The following is a 22,615-nucleotide window of genomic DNA, read 5'->3' as shown; positions in this document are numbered from 1 at the left end:
ACGCGTGAAGCCAAGACGCACACAAATCAATCAATGGGCGTCGCGCGGGAGGGTGTGCAGGCCGTTCAGGGGGGCGACACTGCAATGTTGACAAACATACATGTCATCTTTGCAGAGGGTTTGTCATGAGGCATGGCGCCATGGGCCGGAAATAGGGGTTCAATCGCGACATGCCCCGGGCGGCGCACCGGGCATTGGTGGGCGTGCCTGGATCAGGCGGGGTGGCGCCCCGTCGTGCTGCGCAGGAACTGGATCGACAGATCGGTTTCACCTTGCAGCGGGACGATGCGGCGCGCGCGCACGGCAGGCGCCTGGGTGCCGTCCGGCGAGGTCGCGGCTGGCCAGGCCATGCACAAGGCGGCCAGATGGTGTTCGGTGGGGGCCCACTGGCCCACCCACCAGTGCCCCGCGCCCTCGGCCGTGCCTGGCGAGGCATGCAGCGTGACGCGATCGTCCGTGTCAAAGCTGAACCCGAAACGGTCCAGCGGGGTGTGCAGGCCTTCGCCGGTCGCCTTGATCAGGCTTTCCTTGAGCGTCCAGCAAGACCAGAACAGATCGGTTTGCTGCTGCGCTTGTGTCAGCGCTTGAAAGGCCTTGACTTCCACTTCGGCGAATTGGCGGTGCGCCACGTCCAGCGGGGCCAGCCGGGTCGTGTTTTCAACGTCGATGCCCAAGGCGTGATCCTGTGTCACGCCGAGCATGACGAGGTCATCGGTGTGGGACAGGCTGAACGAGAGCCTGCGCCCGATGTCGCTGTCATGCTGGAGGAAGGGCTTGCCGTGCGGCCCCGTGGCGAACTGCAACTGCTCGGGGTGCTCGCCCACGATCGAGGCCAGCACGGTGCGCAGCAAGGCACGCGTCACCACATGGCGATCACGGTCACGCTGGAAGTGAAAGCGCCTGGCCCGCTCGGCTTCGGCCGGCGTCAGCAACCGGCTGCAGGCCGCCAGTGCGCCTGGTGTCACGCATTCGTCGAGATGGGCGATCCAGACGGTCAGAGTGGGCGAGGATTGATGGGTGGACATGAGGTGAAATGATGGCCGCAGATTGACCGAACGCCAGGTTATTTCTGCAAATCGAATGTGGGCCGTTGCCGTGCGCAACCATCACGGACCGCCCAACAGGCGATTTTGGGCGCGTGCATGGCTGGACGACAAAAACGGAGTGTGGCCGCCCTCGCATGTGGCTACAGTGAGGGCCTTCACAACACTTTCTGACCGACATGTCGGACGCAGACACAGACATGGTGGTGGCCTTGTGCCGGTACATCGAGGCCGCCGCCGCCCCGCCGCACCTGGATGAGCTGGCCACCATGGCCGGCATGGGGCCCAGCCGCCTGTTGCGGGTGTTCAAGGCCCACACCGGGCTGACGCCCCGCGCCTATGCCGCCGCGCAGCGGGCTCGCCGTGTGCGCGAACAACTGGCGCAGGGCGCGGCGGTGACGCAGGCCATGTATGACGCCGGCTATTCGTCCAGCGGGCGTTTTTATGAAGAGTCCACGGCGGTGCTGGGCATGACGCCCAGCCAGTTCAAGGCGGGCGGGGCGTCGCAGGACATCCGCTTCGCGGTGGGGCAATGCTCGCTGGGGGCGGTGCTGGTGGCCGCCAGTGCGCAAGGCGTGTGCGCCATCCTGCTGGGCGACGACCCGCAGGCGCTGGTCTGCGATCTGCAAGACCGCTTCCGCACGGCCCGCCTCATCGGCGCCGACCGCGGTTTCGAGCAATGGGTGGCCCAGGTGGTCGGCTTGATCGAGTCCCCCCAGGTGGGCCTGGCTCTGCCGCTGGACATCCGCGGCACCGCTTTCCAGCAACGCGTGTGGCAAGCCCTACGGGGCATACCAGCGGGCCAGACGGTCAGCTACACGGAGATCGCCAGGCGCATCGGCTCGCCGCAAGCCGTGCGGGCGGTGGCCGGCGCCTGTGCTGCCAACCCGCTGGCCGTGGCCATCCCCTGCCACCGCGTGGTCCGCCACGATGGCGCTTTATCGGGCTACCGTTGGGGCATCGAGCGAAAACGTATCCTGTTGTATCGAGAAGCGGAGGAAAGCGCTAAAGTGGCCGCTCAGGAGGCCTGAGATGGGTATTCGGACAACATGGTCGATGCTGCTGGTGTGGGCGGGACTGTGTGCCAGCGCGATGGCCACCGAGGTGGTCACCGTGGCGGCCGAAGACGACTGGGCGCCTTACTCCGCGATGCGCGCGGACCGCTCCGGCCCGGAGGGTCTGGCGCCGGCGCTGGTCAAGGCAGCGTTCAAGACGCAGGACGTGGACGTCCGCTTCGAGGTCGTGCCGTTCTCGCGTTGCCTGCACTACGCGGAAAAGGGCCGCGTGGTCGGTTGCTTCGACACCACCCGAACCAGGGTCAACAAGGACCGGTTCTACTGGCACCCCACACCCTTGTTCCGGGAAGAACTGGCCATCTTCGGTCGTGCCGACGCGCCCGTTCGCGAACTGACACAAAAGGATCTGGAGGGGCAGACCGTCGGGGTGACCATCGGCTACACCTACCCGACGGATTTCATGCAGAACCCGCGCATCTTCAAGCTCAGTGCCACCTCCGACGGCAACCTGGTCAAGATGCTGGTGGCCCGGCGGGTGAACTACATCCTGCTCAACACCATGCCGGGCTACTACCGCATCAAGTCCGAGCCGGCACTGAAGGGGCAGATCAAACGCTTGGGCGCCATCCGGATGGACAGTTTCTGGGTGAGTTTTTCGCGCACGCACCCCGATGGCAAGCGCATGTCCGAGGTGTTCGAGAAGGGCCTGCAGGCCATCAAGGCCAACGGTGACTATGACCGCATGATGCGGGCGTTCAAGCAAGAACTGCAGCCGTGAGGAGTCTGGCTGTATGACCTACTCCATCACGCGCCGCATGACCGTGCTGGTCCTCACGATCAGCCTGATCATTGCCTTGCTGGCCGCCGCGTACCAGATCTACGGGGGCTACCGCGCGGGCTTGCGTGCCGTACAGGACAACCTGCGCCAGATCGAGTTCAGCCATGTGCCGACCCTGACGGCCAATGTCTGGCTGCTGGATCAGCCACTGATCGAAAAACAGCTTGAAGGCATCGCCCAGTTGCCCGACATCACCTATGCCGGTGTCATCGGCGACCTGCCTTTCCAGGTCAAGCCCATGGGGCATGCGCAGGCGCAGTCCGAGGCGGTGCGTTTTGGTGCCCCCACGCTCAGCCATGTCTACCCCCTGATCTACACCGATCCTTTGCACCCCGATCAGCATCAGCCCATTGGCCAGCTGCGGGTCGAAGTGTCGCTGGCGGGCTTGTATGCGCGCCTGAAAGAGACGGCCTTCACCATCGTGGTGGCCGAGGTCGTGCGCACCACCATCCTGGCCTTTGCCCTCATCATGGGCATGCGCCTGCTGATCACGCGCCACCTTACGCGGATCGCCGTGTTCTCTTCGCGCCTGTCCATCGACAACCTCGACACCCCGCTGATGCTGCCCCAGCGCCAGGCGCACAGGCCGGACGAGATCGACGCGCTGGTCGAATCCATCAACGGCATGCGCCTGTCCCTGATGAACGAGATCGGCAAGCGGCGCGAGGTCGAGTCGCGCAGCCAGCAACTGACCATCGAGAAGGAAGCGGCCGTGCTGGCCAACGAGGCCAAGAGCGAGTTCCTGGCGAACATGAGCCACGAGATCCGCACACCGATGAACGCCATCATCGGCATGTCCGAGCTGGCGCTGCAAAGCGGGCTGGATGAGCGGCAGCGCAACTACGTCCAGAAGGTGCACACCTCGGCCAAGTTGCTGCTGGGCATCATCAACGACATCCTGGACTTCTCCAAGATCGAGGCGGGCAAGCTGGACATCGAGTCGGTCGAATTCAGCCTCAACGACTTGCTCGGTGGCCTGGCCGACCTCATCGGCCTGAAGGCAGAAGAGAAGAACCTGGAGCTGCTGATCGTGCAGTCGCCCGAGCTGCCTGACCGGTTCATGGGCGATCCCTTGCGATTGCACCAGGTGCTGGTGAACCTGGCGTCCAACGCGGTGAAGTTCACCAGCCAGGGCGAGGTCATCGTGGGGGTGGACGAGGTCGAGCGCAGTGCCGGTGCCATCGTCTTGCGCTTCTGGGTGAAAGACACCGGCCTGGGCATGAGCGAGGCCCAGCAAGCGCGCTTGTTCACGCCCTTCACACAGGCCGAGATGTCCACCGCGCGGCGCTTTGGTGGTACCGGCCTGGGCCTGGCCATCAGCCAGCGCCTGGTGCGCATGATGGGCTCCAGCATCGAGGTGGACAGCCACGAGGGCCAAGGCAGCACCTTCTATTTCAACCTGCGCCTGAACCTGGCCACCGCAGCAGCGGCCCAGGCCAGCGCCTTGCCCTGGCCTGCCGGCGGGCGCCTGCTTGTGGTGGACGACAACGCCGCGGCTCGCCAGGTGCTGGTCAACATGGCCGTGCACCTGGGCTTCCAGGTCGACGAGGCCCACGATGGCGAACAGGCGCTGCGCATGGTCAACGATGCCAGGGACGCGGGCAGGCCGTTCCAGCTCGTCTTGCTGGACTGGAAGATGCCGGGCCTCGATGGCGTCGGTTGTGCACGCCGCCTGATCCAGGCCGGGCATGACCGGCCCCAGGTGCTGATGGTGACGGCCTTCAGTCGCGACGAAGTATTGCGGCGCATGCGGCAGGAGCGGGTCGAGGTGCGGGCCATCCTGACCAAGCCGGTGACACCGTCTTCGCTGCACGATGCCTGCCAGCGCGTCTTGCAGCCCAGGGCCGATGCCGCGGTGGCGTTGGAAGCCAGGCCGGCCTTGCCTGATCACCAGGCCCGCTTGCGTGGCTTGCGCGTGCTGCTGGCCGAAGACAACGAGATCAACCAGGAGCTGGCCATCGAGTTGTTGCAGCGTGTGGGCATCTCGGTGACCGTGGCCCGCGATGGGCAAAGCGCGCTGCAGCAACTGGGCGAGCAGCACTTCGACATGGTGTTGATGGACTGCCAGATGCCCGGCATGGATGGCTACACCGCGACCCGGCGCATCCGCGAGAACCCCGCCTGGCGTGAGCTGCCCGTGATCGCCATGACGGCCAATGCCTTGCTGGGTGACCGCGAAAAGGCCCTGGCTGCCGGCATGAACGACCATGTGGCCAAGCCCATCGACGTGGAGGATCTCTACCGGGCGCTGAGCCGTTGGGCCAGTGCCCGACACCACGCTGACGGCCAGGCCGCAGTGCTGCAGGCGGCCGCCAGCCCGACCGCCTTGCCAGGCCTGGACATGGCCCTGGGCCGCGCCCGCACGCTCAACAACGACGCGCTGTACATGCGCATGCTGCGGATGTTCGCGCAACGCGAGCGGGACTTCGTGCGTGACTGGCGCCTGGCCTACGTGCATGGAGACCAAGGCACGGTTGAACGCATGTTGCACACCATGCACGGCGTGGCGGCGACGCTGGGTGCGCTGGGGGTCTCACAGGCGTGTCAACAGTTGAGGGCGGACGTGCAGGCTCAGGCTTCTCCCGAGGTCATCGAGCAGGCGCTGGGTGAGTTGTCGCGCGAAATCAACCAGGTGCTCGCCGGCATCGACAACCTGATGGCGGCTTGATGCCGCCCCGATACCGCCCTGATGCCACCCCGCAAACCACTCACGGCTGCAGGTGCCAGGCAGGCAGGTCGATCAACTTGCCCTTGTGATAATAGGCCGGCAAGTCCTGAACCGACTTGATCTGATAGCGCGCCTGGCCCACTTGTGCCTTGAGCCCTTCCAGCGTCACCAAAGGCGCCTTGGTCGACACGGCATTGGCCAGCCAGGTGGGCACCAGGCCACCCAGGTCCACCTGCGTCTCGAACTCCACCCGCGTCCACTGCCCCTTGAGCGGCACCAGGCGGAAGGTGTTGTGCAGATAGGGCATGCGCACAAAGCCATCCTGCGGTGGGTAGCCCTCCACCTGCAAGGAGTCCACCAGCACCGAACCATCGGCTTGCTGCGTCACGGTCGAACGAAACAGCACATCCCGGTCGGATGCGGGCCAGATGCCCTTGAAGCGCGCGTACGTGTGGTCGGCGCTGTACTGGTCGGGCTGGATGCTGCTCTGGCACTGGTACACCCAGTGGCTCAGGCCGGGGATGTCGGCGAGCAGTGCCAGCACGGTCAAGGTGGTCTGGTGCACCTCGGTCACGCCTTTGAAGGCCTTGACGGCCATGCCATCGACACTGCGTACCCAGGTGCCGATGTCTTCGCGCCCCTGGCCTTGCCGGACGGGCTCCCATTCGTTGCCTGCATGGGCCGGCAGCATCAGGCCGGCGAGGCTGACGGCCGTGATCGTTGCGCGCAAGGGCTTGGCCATGGGGCGTCTCCATCCCGAGTTGAGACCCCGGGTTGGCGCAGCTTAAGTCGACAGGCGCCAGCAGGTTTGAGCTCGCGCAAACGCTGAGGCCCGTCAGGGAGCCTTTGGCGACCTGCGCCGCATCCAGCCCCGTGTTGTGCCGGGTCGCAACGTGTTGCGCCGCCTGGCTAGGCCTGGCCGTCAGCGAGCTTCTACCGCGATGGCCGGCAGGCGCGCATCGGCAGGTGGCGTGCCGCCATAGCTGATGCTGATCTGCTTGTAGACCTTGCCGGTGTCCGGGTCGATGATGTTGGATACGCCCTGGTAGCTCAACAGGCGTTTCGTCCTGGGCTCGTAGCTCAGGGCAATGGCCGGCACCACCAGTCGCAGCAGGGAGTCGGGCTCCACCAGCACCCGCAAGACCGTCTGCCCATCGAGCTTTTGCTCGTCAACCTTCCTGGCGCGAAAGCCATAACGGTTGGTGTGGCCGGCCACGATCAACCCGAACTTGACCGTGTCACCCTTGCGGATGGCCTCCAGCTGGTCCTGCAGCAACTGGTTGAAGCCCGCATCTGCCGCAACCAGGCCATCGTCCAGCGGCAGCGCCTTGCGTTCTTCCTTGTCGCCATCGCGTTTGAACACGAGGGCCTGAGGGGTGTTGCTGCTGATGCCTTCGGCGTAGCGCACGGCCGGGATGTCCATGCGGTAGATGGGCACCGTGCGGTTGCCGCGGTAGTCCAGCGTCTTGCGCGCGATCTCGCGGCCCTGGGCGTCGAAGTAGGTGGTGACGCCCGTCTGCACCGAGCCGTCCGGCGCGAGGTTCTGCTCATGCACCTCGGTGTAGAGGTAGCGCTGCGTGGCTGCATCGCGCACATAGCCCACCACGCGGGCCGCTTCGGCCTGAGCGTTCAACAGGATCAGGGCCAGCGTCACGGCGGCCAGGCGAATCGACATGGCACTTCGAGGGGAAGTCAGACAAGGATGCAGCCGATTCTATGCAGCCCGTCATTCACCTGACGGGCGTGCGGTCTTGCTGACTGATGCCGGTAGGGTGCCGACCGGTGTCGCTTCAGACGTCCTGCAGCACCTTGGGCACCGACGAACGGTGGAAGCCGTCATAGCTCGGTGCGCCGGCGTGGTTGGCCGTGGGCATGACCGGGCTGTGCAGCGGCGCACCACCGTCGATGGCCACCGTGATGCCGGTGACGAACGAAGCCCCCGGGCTCAGCAGGAAGCAGATCACCGAGCTGACTTCGGCTTCCAGCCCCAGGCGTTTGGCCGGCAGGTTGTCTTTCAGCACGCGGATCATGGGGGCCATGGCCGGGCCGTAAGCGTCCATGCCGCTGGACGCGATCCAGCCGGGTGCCACGGCGTTGACGCGCACGTGCGATGCCGCCCACTCGTAAGCGGCCGTCTTGGTCAGGTTGGCCATGCCGGCGCGTGCCGCGCCCGAGTGCGCCATGCCGGGCATGCCATTCCACATGTCGGCCGTCATGTTCACGACGGCGCCGCCGTGTTTGGCCATGCTCTGGTTGTAGGCCTCGCGCATCATCAGGAAGCCGCCGGTGAGGTTGTTGGCCACGACCGCTTCAAAACCGCGCTTGGAGATGGCCGCTACCGGCGAGGGGAACTGCCCGCCCGCGTTGTTCACCAGGCCGTGGATCTGGCCGTGCTTGGCCACGATGCCGGCCACGGCCGCCTTGACCTGGTCTTCATCACGGATGTCGAAGGCCACTGAATCGGCTTTGCCGCCGTCTTCGGTGATCTCGGCCACCACGCGTGCCAGTTTCTCTTCATTGCGGCCCGTGATCACCACGGTGGCACCCAGGGCGGCCAGCTCATGCGCCACGCAACGGCCGATGCCGCTGCCGCCGCCCGTCACCACATGGACCTGCCCGGCAAACAGGCCGGGGCGGAAGATGCTGTCGTAATGCTGTTGCGCGCTCATGATGGGTGTCGTCCTCGGAATCTGGATGGTATGGAAAACGGATGGTGCCGACTTTAGCGGTGCCTTACGTTTACGTCAATTGGTGGTCGTCTTGGTAAATTGATTGTAGTATTGGGCATGCAAACAAGGTTGCCCCTGGATGGCAGCCGCCACAGGAGACACCCCATGACCGCCAGCCCCTTCGCCTCGTACTTCAATGAAACCCACGACATGGCCCGCGCCACCGCGCGCCGCTTCGTGGAGCAGGAAATCAAACCCCACATTGCGCAATGGGAAGAAGACGGCAGCTTCCCTCGCGAGTTGTACAAGAAGGCGGGCGACCTGGGTATCCTGGGTATCGGCCACCCCGAGCACCTGGGCGGCAGCAGCCCTGACGACGTCTTCCTCAAGCTGGCTGTCAGCGAAGAACTGATGCGCAGCACCTCCGGCGGCCTCGTGGCCAGCCTGGGCTCGCTGGACATCGGCATCCCGCCTGTGTGGCGTGGCGCCTCGCCCGAATTGCAGCAACGCGTGGTGCCTGCCGTGCTGGCCGGCGACAAGATCGCCGCGCTGGCCATCACCGAGCCCGGTGGCGGCTCCGACGTGGCCAACCTGCGCACCCGCGCCGTGCGTGAGGGCGACCACTACATCGTCAACGGTTCCAAGACCTTCATCACCTCCGGCGTGCGCGCCGACTACTACACCGTGGCCGTGCGCACTGGCGGCGAAGGTTATGCCGGCGTCTCGCTGCTGCTGATCGAGAAGGGCACGCCGGGCTTCACCGTCGGGCGCAATCTGCAGAAGATGGGCTGGTGGGCCTCGGACACGGCCGAGCTGTTCTTCGAGAACGTGCGCGTGCCCGCGGGCAATCTCATCGGCCCCGAAAACGCCGGTTTCATGCTGATCATGGCCAACTTCCAGGCTGAGCGCCTGGCTCTGGCCGTGATGGCCTACATGACCGCGCAGATGGCGCTCGAAGCCTGCATGGACTATGTGAAGGACCGCGTCACCTTCGGCAAGCCCTTGAGCAAGCATCAGGTGATCCGCCACAAGCTGGCCGAGATGGCCACCAAGGTGGATGTGGCCCGTGAGTACGCCTACCGCGTGGCCGCCCGCATGCAGGCCGGCAAGACGGCGATTCAAGAGGTGTCCATGGCCAAAAACTTCGCCACCGAGGTGGCCGACTTCGTGACGTACGAAGCCGTACAGATCTTCGGTGGCATGGGCTATATGCGCGAGTCCGTGGTCGAGCGCCTCTACCGCGACAACCGCATCCTCTCGATCGGCGGCGGCACGCACGAGATCATGAACGAGATCATCTCCAAGCAGATGGGGCTGTGATGGGCCTGTGACGGGGCTTGTGATCACGGCTGCGGCCATGTCCGCAATGCCCTGAGCTGTCACAAAAACTTCATTCAAGTGGCGCCATGCGGCCTCCGATAAGGCCGCATCACTCATGGAGTCACGATGACGGTTTCGGCGCATTACACCGCGTATGAGCAAGACACTGAAGGCTGCGCCGACCTTCAGCTGATGACGGTGCAGGACATCATGGCCTGCGGCCTGCTCACCACCCACTTCCAGCCACTGGGCCGCCTGCACAATGGCGAAGTGTTCGGGCACGAGGCCTTGGTGCGTGGCCCCAAAGGGCACGCACTGGCCGCACCGGATGCGCTCTTTGCTGCGGCCCGCGAACAAGGCGTCCACTTCGACCTGGAAGTGCACTGTGTCAAGCTGGCCTTGATGCACTGGGCCAGGCAGGGCATGAGCGGGCGTCTGCTCGTCAACCTCAGTGCGAGCGCATTGGCGGCCCTCATGGCCCACCCGGTGGCGCACGGCATCCTCGGCCTGATCAAGGACCACCAGATCACCACGGCTCGCCTCGTGGTCGAAGTCACCGAGCACGAACGCGTCGAGCACCTGCCGCGCCTTCAGCAAGCGGTGGCCGCGCTTCGCCAATACGGCGTGCAACTGGCGCTGGATGATTTTGGCGACGGCCGATCCAGCCTGCGCCTGTGGGCCGAGCTGAAACCCGATTACGTCAAGATCGACAAGTACTTTGCCAAGGACATCTCCTCACACCCGGACAAGGTCCAGACCATCACGGCGCTCAGGCGCATTGCCGAAACCTTCGGCACGCAGATGGTGGCCGAAGGCCTGGAGACCGCTGATGAACTGCGCGTGCTGCGTGACCTCGGCATCGAACTGGGGCAGGGCTATCTGCTGGGGCGGCCCCAGGCCGATCTCGTGAGCAGCCTGCTGCCTGCTGCACGCGAGGTGATCGCCAGCCGCGAGATCTCCGTCCTGCCCAGCAAGACCCGCAGCGGTCGCAGTGATTTCACTGTGGGCGAGCTCATGCTGCGTGTGGCACCGCTGGGGGCCGACGCCACGCACAAGCAGGTGGCCCAGCGCTTTCATGATGACGAAACGCTCAAGGCCCTGGCCGTGGTCAAGGACGGCAAGCCAATTGGCCTGATCAACCGCCAGGGCTTCTTCAACCACTACGCCAAGGCCTATTTCAAGGAGCTGTACGACCACAAGACCTGCCTGCTGTTTGCCAACACGCAGCCCATGCAGCTGGACGTGCACATGGGCCTGGACGAGCTCACCGAGGTGCTCACATCCGAAGACCAGCGCTACCTCACCGAAGGCTTCATCCTCACTCGGGACGGCCTCTACCAGGGCATGGGCACCGGCGAGCGCCTGGTGCGCGCCGTGACCGAGCTGCGCATCGAGGCCGCGCGCCACGCCAACCCGCTGACCTTCCTGCCTGGCAACATCCCGCTGACGATGCACATCTCACGCCTGCTCGGCAGCGGCGCCTCGTTTGTTGCCTGTTACGCCGACCTCAACCACTTCAAGCCCTTCAACGATTACTACGGCTACTGGCGCGGCGACGAGATGATCCGCCTCTTGTCCAACACCTTGGTGGCGCATTGCGATGTGCGGCGCGACTTCATCGGCCATGTGGGCGGCGACGACTTCGTCATCCTGTTCCAGAGCGAGGACTGGATGCAGCGCATCGAGGCTGCCGTGGCCGCCTTCAATGCGGCCGCCTGCGAGCTGTTTGACGACACCGCAAAGGCGCGTGGTGGCATTGAGGCCGAAGACCGCGATGGCGTGCAGCGCTTCTTCCCGCTGACCACCTTGTCAGCCGGTGTCATGCGCGTGTTGCCGGGTGACTTCAACCGCGCCGAATCGGTGGCGACCGCTGCAGCCGCGGCCAAGCACAAGGCCAAGCAACTGGCCACCGGCGTCTATGTGGACCAGCGGGCCAACTGAACCTGTTTGAACCTGTTTGAGCCTGTTGCCTGATCCTTACTTCAGCCGGGCCGATAGAAAGGCCCCGCCTGACACCAGCAACAGGCCTGCCACCAGCCAGCCCGTCAGAGGCTCGCCCAGCAAGGGCACTGCACCCAGGCCAGCCATGACGGGCACCAGCGCCACCATGGCCCCCGTGCGCTCCGCACCCAGGATGGCCACCGCCCGCAGGAACAACAGCATGGCCACGATCGTGGGCCCCAGGCCCTGGTACAGCCCCTGCAGCAGCAACATCGACATCGGCACCTGATCGATGCCCTTGGGCAGGAAGGCCAGGTACACGGGCATGAAGACCAGGCAGGACGCCAGCGCCACGAAGCGCGTGAGCAGCCAGGCGTCCACGGCCCACTTCTTGACCAGCACGCTGTAGATCGCCCAGGCGACCGAGCCACCAAATAACAGCGCGTCACCGGCCAAGGTGCTCGGCCCTTCATGGGCGCCCAGGATCTGCGGCATGGCCACACAAGCCACGCCCGCCGCAATCGGGATCAGGCCAAACAGGCGCAGACGCGAAGGCCGCGCACCCATCAGTACCCACGCCAGGGCCGTGACCAGAAACGGTTGCATGCCGGGTAGCAAGATGCCGCCGTGGGCCGCCGGTGCTCGCTTGAACCCCGCGTACACCAGCACCAGGAACAACAGGCCGCCAAACAGGGCCATGGTCCACAAGCGCTTGTCACGCCAGGTGCCGGCCGGCAGCTTGAGCGAGAAGGGCAGCAGGAACAGCGAGGCCGTGCCCAGGCGCAGGGCCACGATGTCCCAGCCGGTCAGCGCTGTCTTGCCGCCCAGCCGGGAAATCAGGATGAAACCTGCCCAGATGAATACCGTGCCCAACCCGGCCAGGTAGCCCTGTAAAACAGACGGGTGGGTGGATGGTTGGGCAGCAGCGGCGGTGGGCATGGCGGCCAGTCTAGCCCGCGCTGGGAGTCACCATCCGGCGTGGGGATTCCGTTGGGGATACAACTGCTTGCAATATCCCCTCGCAAGCGGGGCGGCCCCCTCGGCGCGGACCGCCGACAATCGCCCGCTATACCTAAAAATCGATCAGGTGAGTCCTCATGAATTTTCCGCTTTCAGGTGGCCTGCAAGGCCTGGACGCTCCATTGCTGTCCCGCCTCAAAGCTGCACTGGGCATTGGGCAGGCCACGCGCCTGATCCAGCTCGAGACGCCCATGGCGTCGGGCACCCTGGTGGTGACGCACTTCCGCCTTGTTGAATCGGTGCATGCAGACGAGCCCCTGCACGCCGAGATCGACTGCCTCAGCACCAGCGCCTTCCTTGAACTCAAGGCCCTGACCGGCGAGCAAGTCACCCTGCGTTTGATGCAGGCCGATGGCCACTGGCGCAACTGGCACGGTTACGCCGGTCAGGTCGCCCAACTGGGTAGCGACGGCGGCGCAGGCGCCTTCCGCATCACGCTCTACGGCTTCACACACTGGCTCAAGCAACGCCGTGACAGCCGCATCTTTCAAGACGCCACCAGCGCCGACATCATCAGCAGCGTGCTGGCGGCCTACCCGCAAGCCAACTTCAAGCTCGACGTGGCCGACCCGGGCCCTGTGCACGAGATCACCACGCAGTACCGCGAGACCGACTGGCAGTTTGTGACCCGGCTGATGGCCCGCGAAGGCTGGAGCTGGCGCCTGGAGCACGACGGCGTGGCCGCAGGTGCCCTGGCTGGCCCGCGTGCCGCCAAACACACGCTGGTCATCTTCGATCAACTGGCCAAGCGCGCGGACCTTGGCGCCCTGCGCTTTGGCAAGCCCGACCTGCGAGGCGGGTCGGGTGGCGGCAGTTTGCTGGCGAGTGTCGCCAACGCCGTGGGGCTGTCCGGTGTGGCATCGGGCCTGGGCCTGGGGCAAACGCAGGACACCATCACCGCCTGGAGCGTGGGTCAGCACATCGGCACCAATGCCGTGACCCTGGCCGCCTGGGACGAACGCCAGCTGGCCGGCGTGAGCGCCAACGCGGCGGCGGACATCGCCCTCGGCCAACAACCCACGCTGGAGCACTACATCGGCCAAGGCGAGCGCCGCTTTGCCGACGGCCGCGTGGGCACACCCCAGCCCGCCAGCAGCAAGGCCGCCGACGCCCGCGCGCAAGCGCTGATGGCAGCCCACCAGTTGAACCAGGTGCGCGCAAGCGGCCAAAGCGCCGTGCGCGTGCTGCGCCCGGGTGCCACCTTCCAGCTCACCGAGCACAGCCTGTACACGCAAGACCTGGGCACGGGCGCGGACAACGCCTTCTGTGCTACTCGCATCACGCACGAGGCGGCCAACAACCTGGGCCATGAGGCTGCGCAGCTCCTGCAGCGCACCGATGTGGAAGAGGGCACTTACCGCAACACGTTCGAGGCCGTTCCCGCCAGCGCCCGCCTGGTCCCCATGCCGCCGCGGCAACCCACCGCGCCCGGTCTGCAGACCGCCGTGGTCGTGACCAATGAAGGCGAGCCACTGACCACCGATCGCGACCACCGCATCCGCATCCAGTTCGGCTGGCAGCGCGGTGCGGCCCCCTTGGCTGGTGCCTTGAGCGCCCCGCAAACCATCGGTGGTGCCGACACCGGCCATGCCCCCGGCAACGCCCAAAGCGGCACCTGGGTGCGCGTGGCCCAAGGCGTGGCCGGCCCCAACTGGGGTGCCGTCTTCACCCCCCGCGCGGGCACCGAAGTGTTGGTGGATTTTGTCGACGGTGACATCGACCGCCCCCTTGTGGTGGGTCAACTGCACAATGGCCAGCACGACCTGCCCTGGCCCGCGGGTGCGGACTCCGGCGCCAACCACCCCGGCACCATCTCCGGCTGGCACAACCCCCACCTGGACGAACAAGGTGCCAACCAGTGGCTGATCGATGACGCCACCGGCCAGCTGCGCATGCGCCTGGCCAGCCACAGCGCGGCTACCGGCTGGAGCGAGCTGACGCTGGGCCGCATCATCCAGCAAAGCGGGCAGGGCGGTGGTGGCAGCGCCCAACGCGGCCAATGGCTGGGCGAAGGCTTCTACGGCCACACCGAAGGGTGGGCCATGGTCCGCGCTGGCGAAGGCCTGCTCATGAGCACCACCGCCCGCAGCGCACAAGGCGCAAGCGTCAACGGCACCCAGATGGACGCCGCTGAAGCCGTGGGCCAGCTCAAAGCCGCCCGCCAACTGGGCGACGCACTGAGCCAGAGCGCCCGCCAGCAAGGTGCCCAAGGCCTGACCAGCCACGATGCCCAACAGGCCATGCAGCAACACGCCGACGCCATGGACCCGCAAACCCAGGGCCAATACAACGGCCCTGTGCAAGGCCACGAAGCGCGCAAAGCCAACGGCCGCACCTTGAGCGACCCGGTCGAGCGCTTCGCCAAACCGCTGCTGCACCTGGACACCCCCACCACGGCCGCCTTCGTCACGCCCAGCAGCATCAGCCTGTTCAGCGGCCAGGACACCAGCCTGACCACCCAGGGCGACGCCCAGCTCACCAGCGCTCACACCCTCAGCAGCGTCAGCGGCCAGACCACCAGCCTCTACACCCATGCCGGTGGCATCAAGGCCATCACCGCCAATGCCGCCCTGAGCCTGCGCGCCCACACCGACGCCCAGCAGATCTGGTCAGACAAAGACCTGACCGTGCAAAGCACCACCGACGAAATCCGCATCCAGGCCAGCGACAGCATCACCCTCACAGCCGGCCAGGGCCAGATCGTGATCAAGGGTGGCGACATCACCTTCACCTGCCCGGGAACGTGGACGGTGAAGGGGGCGGCGCATGCGTGGGGAAGTGGGGGCGGGGGCTCGGCGAATTTGATGGCGTTGCCGGATGGCTTGGCTGCAAGTGTGCCGGCGCCGAGTATCAAACCTTCATTGGAATCACCACTCTACAGTGAGGCGATAGGCTTCACTGACTATCCCCAGGCGTGGCTTCCGTTTGGTGGTTCCAAGAAGGTGGTGGCATATGAAGGCACAAAGCAGATTGCTGGTCTTTCAGCGGGGCCTGCAGATGAATTCACGGCAAGTCTGTTTACGACTGACGCGAAGCAGATCACATACGCATTGACCATTGGGCACGGATGGTCTGTCGAGCAAGGCATCGAAATAGCTATGAACGACGACTTGGATGACGATGCACATGATGGGGAAGGCAGCAATGACTGAGCAGTCCGTTCAAGACCCATATCTGGTCCGCCGAGGCGACACCCTTGGCATGATTGCAAAGCGTTGTGGCAAGTCCGTGCAGGACTTGCGTGCGCTGAATAAACTCAGCAACCCAAACTTGCTTGAAGTTGGGCAGACACTGTATCTGTCAAAGGAAACGGCATTTGGGGTCAGCGTGCTGTTTCTCGATGCTCTGCGACACCCAATTGAAAATCTTCGCTACAAGATCAAGTTTGATGGGCAGACCAGTGCTGGCCAAACGTCAGCGAATGGCGCCGCCAAGAGGGTAACAACGAAAGACGCCAAGTCCCGCGTGGAGGTATCGGTGCAGGATCTGCAAGGCGAGTGGATCAATGTGTGCCGGACCGCTTCGGACTATGGCCACAAACTGATCACTTTGGTAAGCGGGGCATTGGTGTTCAATGGCTTAACCCAACCCCACCCTCAAGACGCGCCCGGTAAACCAGGCTCGGACGGGAGGAAGAAAGGAGAAGGCAAGGGAGGGCCCGACAAAAACAACCCGAACGTGAACACGAAGAAAACCAAGGGCAAGAATGGCCAGGCGATCATTCAGGTAGGGATAGAGATACCACAAGGGTTGATTACGCTCTTTGACTCGTACAAGGATGCGCGCATTTCGGAAAAGCAGTGGGAAGACGCTGCCGAAAGCTTGTCTTGCGAAGTCGCCGTGCTCAAGGCCATTGCAGACGTCGAAACCAAGGGCGCCTCCTTCTGGAGGCTCAACGCAGTTGATGGCAAGCAAGTCCCCAGCATTCTGTTTGAGCGCCATTGGTTCAAGCGATTGACCAAGGGTGCCTATGACAAAACACATCCCGACATTTCTGGTCCAGCCTATACCTCCAGTAAAGAGGCGGCGGCAGCGGATCGCTATGGTTCACATTCCACCAGTTACCTTCGATTGATCAATGCATATCGACTTGATCCAGAAGCAGCGCTGGCGTCTTGCTCATGGGGGAAGTTCCAGATCATGGGCGGTGAGTTTAAGAACTGTGGACAACCTTCTGCCTCGGACATGGTTACGATCATGTGTGGCGGAGAGGCAGGTCAGATTAGGTTGTTGGCAGGTTTTATCCGACATAAGGCTAATGGCAAGCTTTGGAGCGCTGTGCAAGGCAAGGATTGGGCGAATATTGCTCTTTACTACAACGGCGGTGGCTACAAAAAAAATGCCTACGACACCAAGATGCATGCAGCGTATGAAAAATTTGCTTCTCAGAAGACATAACTGGACCGGTGCGGTCGTGGCGCTTTGCTTGTGCTCATCCGGATCACATGCGGAGATTTCTCTGGACCGCAAATTTCCGTGGACTGAGCAGGAGGTGGGTTTCAGGCTTCAAGGCGTCCATAGTCTTGAAGCTGCGATCAACCGCGATCAAGTTGCTCAGGGGTTTGAGGAAGAGGACTACTACGAGACAATCAATTTTTTCCGCATGCTTTGGAACGAAAAGGTGTATTACGTTGCAGGAGCACAGATCAGGTCAAAGGAACAAAATGCCGTGCGAGATGCTGCACTGGCGCGAAACAAGCACTCCATTCCGATTCCTGGCGGCGGCATCTGTACCCTCTTTGTCTATGACAAAGATCTGAAGCAAGCTGCAAAGCACGACATCAAACTCAACGAAGCCGACGGTCATACTTGGTGCAATGGTGCGCGCGCCCTTGCACGGGTGAAGGGGCAAGATGCCCTGCTGTTCTCCATCAGCTACTACCTGACCGACAAACCTCTGGCAAAGAACCCTCAGGACATCGGTGCTGGTTGGCGGTACATGACCGTGCTGTTGAAGTTGCGTGAACAGGACGGCAAGGTATCAATTGAGCAAGACGATACTTGTCTAGGAAATCCCAACGGATTCAAAGATCTCGCATCAGCCCGCAAAGCGTTGTCCGTCTGCAAGTAGTCTGAGTACCAAAACAAACGGCGTGACTGGCAACCCAGTTCACGCCGTTTTTGCCTGAGGTCAGAGGTGATTACTGACCACTCACCTGCGCCCCGTGCGCCACAGCTACCGCCGTCATGTTGACGATCCGACGCACCGTGGCCGAAGGCGTGAGGATGTGCGCGGGTGCAGCCGCACCCAGCAGGATGGGGCCCACGGTCACGCCGTTGCCGCCGGTCATCTTCAGCACGTTGAACAGGATGTTGGCCGCATCCAGGTTCGGGCAGATCAGGATGTTGGCGGCGCCTTGCAGCGTGCTGTCGGGCAGCAGCTTGGTGCGCACCGATTCGCTCAGGGCGGCGTCGCCCTGCATTTCGCCGTCGGCGGGCACATGGGGCATGCGCTGGACGAAGATGTCGCGGGCTTCGCGCATCTTGCGGGCCGAGGGGCGGCTGCTGGAGCCGAACATCGAGTGCGACAGGAAGGCCACGCGCGGAGGCAGGCCAAAGCGCTGGACTTCTTCCACCGCCATGGCGGCGATGTCGGCCAGTTGCTCGGCCGTCGGGTCTTCGTTGACGAAGGTGTCGGCGATGAACAGGTTGTGCTGGTCGAGGATCAGGGCGTTGAGCGCAGCCAGGCCGTGGGCACCGGCGCGCGTGCCGATCACTTCCTGAACCTGGGCCAGGTGCAGGTCGTAGCGGCCGATGACGCCGCAGATCATGCCGTCGGCGTCACCCAGTCGCAGCATCAGCGTGGCGATCAGCGAGTTGGAGCGGCGCACCACCACCTTGGCAAGTTCGGGCGTGATGCCGTCACGGGCGCGCAGCTTGTGATAGGTCTCGTAGTACTGCTTGAAGCGCTCGTCCTTGGCAGGGTTGACGATCTCGCAGTTCACGCCGTCTTGCAGGCGCAGGCCGGCGCGCTCGATGCGTGTGGCGATCACGTCGGGGCGGCCGATCAGGATGGGCTTGGCGATGCCTTCGTCCACCGCGACCTGGGCGGCGCGCAGCACGCGCTCGTCTTCACCTTCGGCGTAGGCGATGCGCTTGGGCGCGGCCTTGGCACCCAGGAACAGCGGGCGCATGAACAGGCCGGTGTTGCTCACGAATTGCGAGAGCGAATCACGGTAGGCTTTCAGGTCGGCAATGGGGCGCTTGGCCACGCCAGATGCGGCAGCCGCTTCGGCCACGGCCGGCGCAATGCGCAGGATCAGGCGCGAGTCAAACGGCGTGGGGATCAGGTAGTCCGGGCCGAAGCGCAGTTCGCGGCCCGGGTAGGCCGCAGCCACTTCGTCGGAGATCTCGGCCTTGGCCAGGTCGGCGATCTGGCGCACGCAGGCCAGCTTCATCTCTTGCGTGATCTTGGTGGCGCCACAATCGAGCGCGCCACGGAAGATGTAGGGGAAGCACAGGACGTTGTTGACCTGGTTGGGGTAGTCCGAGCGGCCGGTGGCGATGATGCAGTCCGGGCGCACGGCCTTGGCCAGCTCGGGGCGGATCTCCGGCTCGGGGTTGGCCAGGGCCAGGATGATGGGGCTGGGGGCCATGGTCTTGACCATGTCAGCGCTCAAAGTGCCGGCGGCCGAGCAGCCCAGGAACACGTCTGCACCGTTGACGGCGTCAGCCAGGGTGCGGCCGTTCGTGTTCTGCGCGTAGCGGCGCTTGGATTCGTCCAGCTTGTCGGTGCGATCGGTGTGGATGAGGCCCTTGGAGTCGCACACGAACACGTTCTCGCGCTTGACGCCCAGGCCCACCATCACGTCCAGGCAGGCAATGGCCGCGGCACCGGCGCCCGAGACGGCCACCTTGACCTTGGCGATGTCCTTGCCGACCAGCTCCAGGCCGTTCAACAAGGCGGCGCTGGAGATGATGGCCGTGCCGTGCTGGTCGTCGTGGAAAACGGGGATGTTCATGCGGGCGCTGAGCTGCTTCTCGATGTAGAAGCACTCGGGCGCCTTGATGTCTTCGAGGTTGATGCCGCCGAGCGTGGGCTCCAGCGCGGCGATCATGTCGATGAGCTTGTCGGGGTCGCGCTCGGCCAGTTCGATGTCGAACACGTCCACACCGGCGAACTTCTTGAACAGGCAACCCTTGCCTTCCATCACCGGCTTGGAGGCCAGCGGGCCGATGTCGCCCAGGCCCAGCACGGCCGTGCCGTTGGTGATCACGCCGACCAGGTTGCCGCGCGAGGTGTAGTCGGCCGCCAGTTCGGGGTTCTGCTCGATGGCCAGGCAGGGGTAGGCCACGCCGGGCGAGTACGCCAGGGACAGGTCACGCTGGTTGGACAGCGGCTTCGTGGGTACGACGGCGATCTTGCCCCGGTTGGGCAGGCGGTGGTATTCGAAAGCGGCGTCGCGCAAGGCCTGTTCGGCGTCTGACAGAGGTTTGTCTGCACTCATGATGGTTTTTCGCTCAGCAAGGGCGGAGATGGTAAGCCAAATGACGCACCAAATTACTGGGACAGGTATGCCGCAAGCCGGGGATGCCTCACGATCAGGGGGTGTCATTTCGCCTGGCGATATCAAGTTCCGGGGTTAAATGCCGATTTCCAGAGGGTTATCCACATTGGATTGAATGGCGGGGATGTCTCTCTCCAAAGAAAATCACGGCTCGACGTTCAAGCAGCGGTTCGAGGAATTGGTTGGTGCAGTGGTGTCGCGCGAGTCCGTCGACGGGCCGCAGGCTGCCTATTTCCGTGGGCGCCAGATCCAGGCACTCATCCGCCTGTTGCCGCTGATCATGACGGGCAATGCCATCAACACCCTGGTGATCTGCTGGGTGTTCTGGGGCAAGGTGGACAAGCTGGGCCTGAGCCTGTGGGGCTTTCTGGTGATCGCCAGCCTGCCGGTGGCGGCCGTCTGGTGGCGCATGCTGCTGACGAACGGGGCGCGCGTGCTGGCGACGCGCGTGGCGCACCACATCATCGTGGGGCATGTGATCTTTTTCGCAGCGTTGTGGTCCGTGCTGCCCCTGGTGGTGTTTCCCAGCGCCGATCACAACGGCGCCATGCTCGTGGCCACCGTGGTGGTGGGCACCATCTGCGGCGGGGCCTTCATGCTCAGCCCGCTGGTGCCGGCCGCATTGGCTTATGTGATCACCATGTGCCTGACCTGTGTGATCGGGCTGATGAGCTCGAATTACGCCACCAGCCAGGCGTTGATGATCGCCCTGGTGGTTTACATGGTCATCATGAGCGGGGTGAGCTTCACCAATGGCCGCGTCTTCATGAGCCGCCTGCGCGCCGAGGCCGAAACCGAGCGCCAGAAGCAGCTGATCGACCTGCTGCTGCGCGATTTCGAAGAGCATGCGTCCGACTGGTTGTGGGAGATCTCACCCACCGGGCACTTGCGGCACGTGTCGGCCCGCCTGGCACAGACTTTCGGCATGTCGACCAAGCACCTGCTGCAGCGTTCGTTCATCGAGCTGCTGTCGACGATGTTGCCGCCCAATGACGAGGAGGCGCGCAAGGCCCTGGCGCAGTTGACGTCCTGCATCCGCATGGGGCAGCCTTTCCGTGATCTGGAAATCCCGGTCGAGGTGGGGCACGAGGTGCGTTGCTGGTCGCTCACGGCCAAGCCCTTGCTGGACGAAACCGGGCGCTCGGCCGGCTGGCGCGGCGTGGGCTCGGACATCACCCACACCCGCCGCTCGCGTGACGAGCTGGCCCGCCTGGCCAATTTCGATGCGCTCACCGGCCTGGCCAACCGCCACCGCTTCAGCTCGGAGTTGAGCAAGCTGGCCGCCGACCCCACCACACCAGGCCGCCCTTGTGCCCTGCTGTTTCTGGATCTGGACAACTTCAAGAACATCAACGATTCCCTCGGGCACGGCGTGGGCGACCAGTTGCTGCGCCGCGTGGGCGCGCGGCTGAAGGGCTGTGTGGTCGAGGGGGATCTGCTGGCGCGGCTGGGTGGCGACGAATTCGCCCTGCTGAGCTGGCGCTACGCCACCCACGAGGAAGCCGCCGCATTGGCCGAGCGACTGATCGTTCTGCTCAGCGAGCCTTGCCAGCTGGACGATGCCATGGTGGAGGTGCGTGCCAGCATTGGCGTGGCGCTGGCCCCCCGCGATGGGCGTGACCCGCAATCGCTGCTGCAATGTGCTGACCTGGCCTTGTACGCGGCCAAGGCGGCGGGCCGCAACACCTACCGCTTCTTCGATCTGGAAATGGCCGAGAGCGCGCGGGCCCGGGTGCGCCTGCAGCACGAGCTGGGGCAGGCGCTCACAGCCAACCAGTTCACCCTCTACTTCCAGCCCCAGATGCGCCTGGACAACAGCGAGGTGATCGGTTTCGAGGCGCTGGTGCGCTGGCAGCACTCTGAGCGCGGCCTGATCGGCCCTGGCGAGTTCATCCCCGTGGCCGAGGAAACCGGCCAGATCGTGCTGCTGGGCAACTGGGTGTTGCGCGAGGCCTGTAAGGCCGCGGCCAAGTGGCCTTCCAACTTGCGGGTGGCCGTCAACCTGTCGGCCGTGCAGTTCCGCAGTTCATCCGTCATCGATCTGGTGGACGAGGCCCTCACCGAGAGCGGCCTGGAACCCGAACGCCTGGAGCTGGAGATCACCGAGTCCGCCCTGATCGAAGACCATGACGGCGCCCAGGCCACCCTGGTGGCGCTGCGCAGCCGGGGCATCCGCGTGGCGATGGACGACTTCGGCACCGGCTACTCCTCGCTGGCTTATCTGCGGCGCTTCCCCCTGGACAAGCTCAAGATCGACGGCATGTTCGTGCGCTCGCTCGATTGCGACCCGGGGGCACAAGCCGTGGTCACGGCCATCATCAGCCTGGCGAGGGCGCTGCGCCTGGAAACCACGGCCGAGGGCATCGAAACCGCCGAGCAGCTGGTCATGCTGCGGGCGCTGGGGTGCGACGACGTACAGGGTTACCTGATCGCGCGCCCCATGCCGGGTGCGGACGTGCCGGCCTACCTGGATCGCACCAGCATTGCCGCGCTCTGATCGACTGCATGGATCAGCCGGATCAGGGCAAGCCCTGGGGAACCTGGGGCCGCCAGCCGGATCTACCATCGCCTGTTGCGTCCGTCCCCAGCCTG

Annotated in this window: 15 protein-coding genes; 9 read left to right on the top strand and 6 right to left on the bottom strand. The window is 64.5% G+C overall.

Annotation, left to right across the window (positions count from 1 at the left end; all coding sequences use genetic code 11):
* Positions 1–212 precede the first annotated feature (212 nt).
* Positions 213–1,025, bottom strand: a complete 813-nt coding sequence (locus JY96_RS22025; RefSeq protein WP_052162205.1) for a 4'-phosphopantetheinyl transferase superfamily protein — start codon at positions 1,023–1,025, stop codon at positions 213–215.
* A 197-nt stretch (positions 1,026–1,222) separates the two neighbouring features.
* Here JY96_RS22025 and ada point away from each other — a divergent pair, with 197 nt between their 5' ends.
* The 3 genes from ada to JY96_RS06275 are packed head-to-tail and all read left to right on the top strand — an operon-like array spanning position 1,223 to position 5,565.
* Positions 1,223–2,074 carry a bifunctional DNA-binding transcriptional regulator/O6-methylguanine-DNA methyltransferase Ada gene (ada, locus tag JY96_RS06285; protein ID WP_081961084.1) on the top strand — a complete coding sequence of 284 codons (852 nt, stop codon included), beginning with the start codon at positions 1,223–1,225 and terminating at the stop codon, positions 2,072–2,074.
* A 1-nt stretch (position 2,075) separates the two neighbouring features.
* On the top strand, positions 2,076–2,837 hold the full coding sequence (locus JY96_RS06280) for an ABC transporter substrate-binding protein (RefSeq protein ID WP_052162204.1): 762 nt from the start codon (positions 2,076–2,078) through the stop codon (positions 2,835–2,837).
* 13 nt (positions 2,838–2,850) lie between these two features.
* Entirely contained in the window at positions 2,851–5,565 is a 2,715-nt protein-coding gene (locus JY96_RS06275; protein WP_052162203.1) for a response regulator, read from the top strand.
* Positions 5,566–5,605: 40 nt separating this feature from the next.
* Here the strand turns inward: JY96_RS06275 and JY96_RS06270 are convergent, their stop codons facing one another.
* The 3 genes from JY96_RS06270 to JY96_RS06260 all read right to left on the bottom strand — a co-directional run bounded on the left by JY96_RS06270 (position 5,606) and on the right by JY96_RS06260 (position 8,234).
* Positions 5,606–6,307: an START domain-containing protein gene (locus JY96_RS06270; protein ID WP_035035886.1), complete on the bottom strand. Its 702-nt coding sequence runs from the start codon at positions 6,305–6,307 to the stop codon at positions 5,606–5,608.
* Between the two features lie 180 nt (positions 6,308–6,487).
* Positions 6,488–7,240: a hypothetical protein gene (locus tag JY96_RS06265; RefSeq protein WP_035035884.1), complete on the bottom strand. Its 753-nt coding sequence runs from the start codon at positions 7,238–7,240 to the stop codon at positions 6,488–6,490.
* A 115-nt stretch (positions 7,241–7,355) separates the two neighbouring features.
* On the bottom strand, positions 7,356–8,234 hold the full coding sequence (locus tag JY96_RS06260; protein ID WP_035035883.1) for an SDR family oxidoreductase: 879 nt from the start codon (positions 8,232–8,234) through the stop codon (positions 7,356–7,358).
* 165 nt (positions 8,235–8,399) lie between these two features.
* Between JY96_RS06260 and JY96_RS06255 the strand changes: the two genes are divergently transcribed.
* Together JY96_RS06255 and JY96_RS06250 are read left to right on the top strand one after the other, a co-directional pair.
* Positions 8,400–9,554 carry an acyl-CoA dehydrogenase family protein gene (locus tag JY96_RS06255; RefSeq protein WP_035035882.1) on the top strand — a complete coding sequence of 385 codons (1,155 nt, stop codon included), beginning with the start codon at positions 8,400–8,402 and terminating at the stop codon, positions 9,552–9,554.
* A 126-nt stretch (positions 9,555–9,680) separates the two neighbouring features.
* A complete protein-coding gene (locus JY96_RS06250) occupies positions 9,681–11,495 on the top strand; it encodes a phosphodiesterase (RefSeq protein ID WP_052162202.1) in 1,815 nt (604 codons plus the stop codon).
* A gap of 36 nt (positions 11,496–11,531) precedes the next feature.
* On the opposite strand, the gene JY96_RS06245 is transcribed toward JY96_RS06250, so the two are convergent.
* Positions 11,532–12,434, bottom strand: coding sequence for a DMT family transporter (locus tag JY96_RS06245; RefSeq protein ID WP_052162201.1), 903 nt, complete (start codon positions 12,432–12,434; stop codon positions 11,532–11,534).
* A 158-nt stretch (positions 12,435–12,592) separates the two neighbouring features.
* Between JY96_RS06245 and JY96_RS06240 the strand changes: the two genes are divergently transcribed.
* The 3 genes from JY96_RS06240 to JY96_RS06230 are packed head-to-tail and all read left to right on the top strand — an operon-like array spanning position 12,593 to position 17,586.
* Positions 12,593–15,667 carry a type VI secretion system Vgr family protein gene (locus tag JY96_RS06240; protein WP_081961083.1) on the top strand — a complete coding sequence of 1,025 codons (3,075 nt, stop codon included), beginning with the start codon at positions 12,593–12,595 and terminating at the stop codon, positions 15,665–15,667.
* Positions 15,630–16,913 (top strand): N-acetylmuramidase domain-containing protein, encoded by a 1,284-nt coding sequence (locus JY96_RS06235; protein ID WP_052162199.1) that lies wholly within the window; start codon positions 15,630–15,632, stop codon positions 16,911–16,913. Before JY96_RS06240 ends, JY96_RS06235 begins: the two co-directional genes overlap by 38 nt.
* Positions 16,885–17,586 carry a hypothetical protein gene (locus tag JY96_RS06230; RefSeq protein WP_152606377.1) on the top strand — a complete coding sequence of 234 codons (702 nt, stop codon included), beginning with the start codon at positions 16,885–16,887 and terminating at the stop codon, positions 17,584–17,586. The genes JY96_RS06235 and JY96_RS06230 overlap by 29 nt, the downstream gene beginning before the upstream one ends.
* A 70-nt stretch (positions 17,587–17,656) precedes the next feature.
* Here JY96_RS06230 and JY96_RS06225 read toward each other — a convergent pair whose 3' ends face one another.
* Entirely contained in the window at positions 17,657–19,963 is a 2,307-nt protein-coding gene (locus tag JY96_RS06225; RefSeq protein WP_035035880.1) for an NADP-dependent malic enzyme, read from the bottom strand.
* 184 nt (positions 19,964–20,147) lie between these two features.
* On the opposite strand from JY96_RS06225, the gene JY96_RS06220 reads away from it, so the two are divergent.
* Complete coding sequence (locus JY96_RS06220; RefSeq protein WP_052162198.1) at positions 20,148–22,520, top strand: bifunctional diguanylate cyclase/phosphodiesterase; 2,373 nt, start codon at positions 20,148–20,150, stop codon at positions 22,518–22,520.
* The last annotated feature ends 95 nt before the right edge of the window (positions 22,521–22,615 follow it).

Origin of the sequence: Aquabacterium sp. NJ1 (assembly GCF_000768065.1) — a bacterium.
Classification (GTDB): domain Bacteria; phylum Pseudomonadota; class Gammaproteobacteria; order Burkholderiales; family Burkholderiaceae_C; genus Aquabacterium.
The sequence above is the reverse complement of the archived record's forward strand: the minus strand, read 5'-3'. Positions and strand labels throughout refer to the sequence as shown.

What these genes read in the sequence shown, in the direction of transcription:
- JY96_RS06230 (WP_152606377.1), top strand. Translation starts at nt 16,885, where the DNA reads ATGAAAAATTTGCTTCTCAGAAGACATAACTGGACCGGTGCGGTCGTG.
- JY96_RS06280 (WP_052162204.1), top strand. Translation starts at nt 2,076, where the DNA reads ATGGGTATTCGGACAACATGGTCGATGCTGCTGGTGTGGGCGGGACTG.
- JY96_RS06270 (WP_035035886.1), bottom strand. Translation starts at nt 6,307, where the DNA reads ATGGCCAAGCCCTTGCGCGCAACGATCACGGCCGTCAGCCTCGCCGGC.
- JY96_RS06275 (WP_052162203.1), top strand. Translation starts at nt 2,851, where the DNA reads ATGACCTACTCCATCACGCGCCGCATGACCGTGCTGGTCCTCACGATC.
- JY96_RS06225 (WP_035035880.1), bottom strand. Translation starts at nt 19,963, where the DNA reads ATGAGTGCAGACAAACCTCTGTCAGACGCCGAACAGGCCTTGCGCGAC.
- JY96_RS06245 (WP_052162201.1), bottom strand. Translation starts at nt 12,434, where the DNA reads ATGCCCACCGCCGCTGCTGCCCAACCATCCACCCACCCGTCTGTTTTA.
- JY96_RS06235 (WP_052162199.1), top strand. Translation starts at nt 15,630, where the DNA reads ATGACGATGCACATGATGGGGAAGGCAGCAATGACTGAGCAGTCCGTT.
- JY96_RS06250 (WP_052162202.1), top strand. Translation starts at nt 9,681, where the DNA reads ATGACGGTTTCGGCGCATTACACCGCGTATGAGCAAGACACTGAAGGC.
- JY96_RS06220 (WP_052162198.1), top strand. Translation starts at nt 20,148, where the DNA reads ATGTCTCTCTCCAAAGAAAATCACGGCTCGACGTTCAAGCAGCGGTTC.
- JY96_RS06265 (WP_035035884.1), bottom strand. Translation starts at nt 7,240, where the DNA reads ATGTCGATTCGCCTGGCCGCCGTGACGCTGGCCCTGATCCTGTTGAAC.
- ada (WP_081961084.1), top strand. Translation starts at nt 1,223, where the DNA reads ATGTCGGACGCAGACACAGACATGGTGGTGGCCTTGTGCCGGTACATC.
- JY96_RS06260 (WP_035035883.1), bottom strand. Translation starts at nt 8,234, where the DNA reads ATGAGCGCGCAACAGCATTACGACAGCATCTTCCGCCCCGGCCTGTTT.
- JY96_RS06255 (WP_035035882.1), top strand. Translation starts at nt 8,400, where the DNA reads ATGACCGCCAGCCCCTTCGCCTCGTACTTCAATGAAACCCACGACATG.
- JY96_RS06240 (WP_081961083.1), top strand. Translation starts at nt 12,593, where the DNA reads ATGAATTTTCCGCTTTCAGGTGGCCTGCAAGGCCTGGACGCTCCATTG.
- JY96_RS22025 (WP_052162205.1), bottom strand. Translation starts at nt 1,025, where the DNA reads ATGTCCACCCATCAATCCTCGCCCACTCTGACCGTCTGGATCGCCCAT.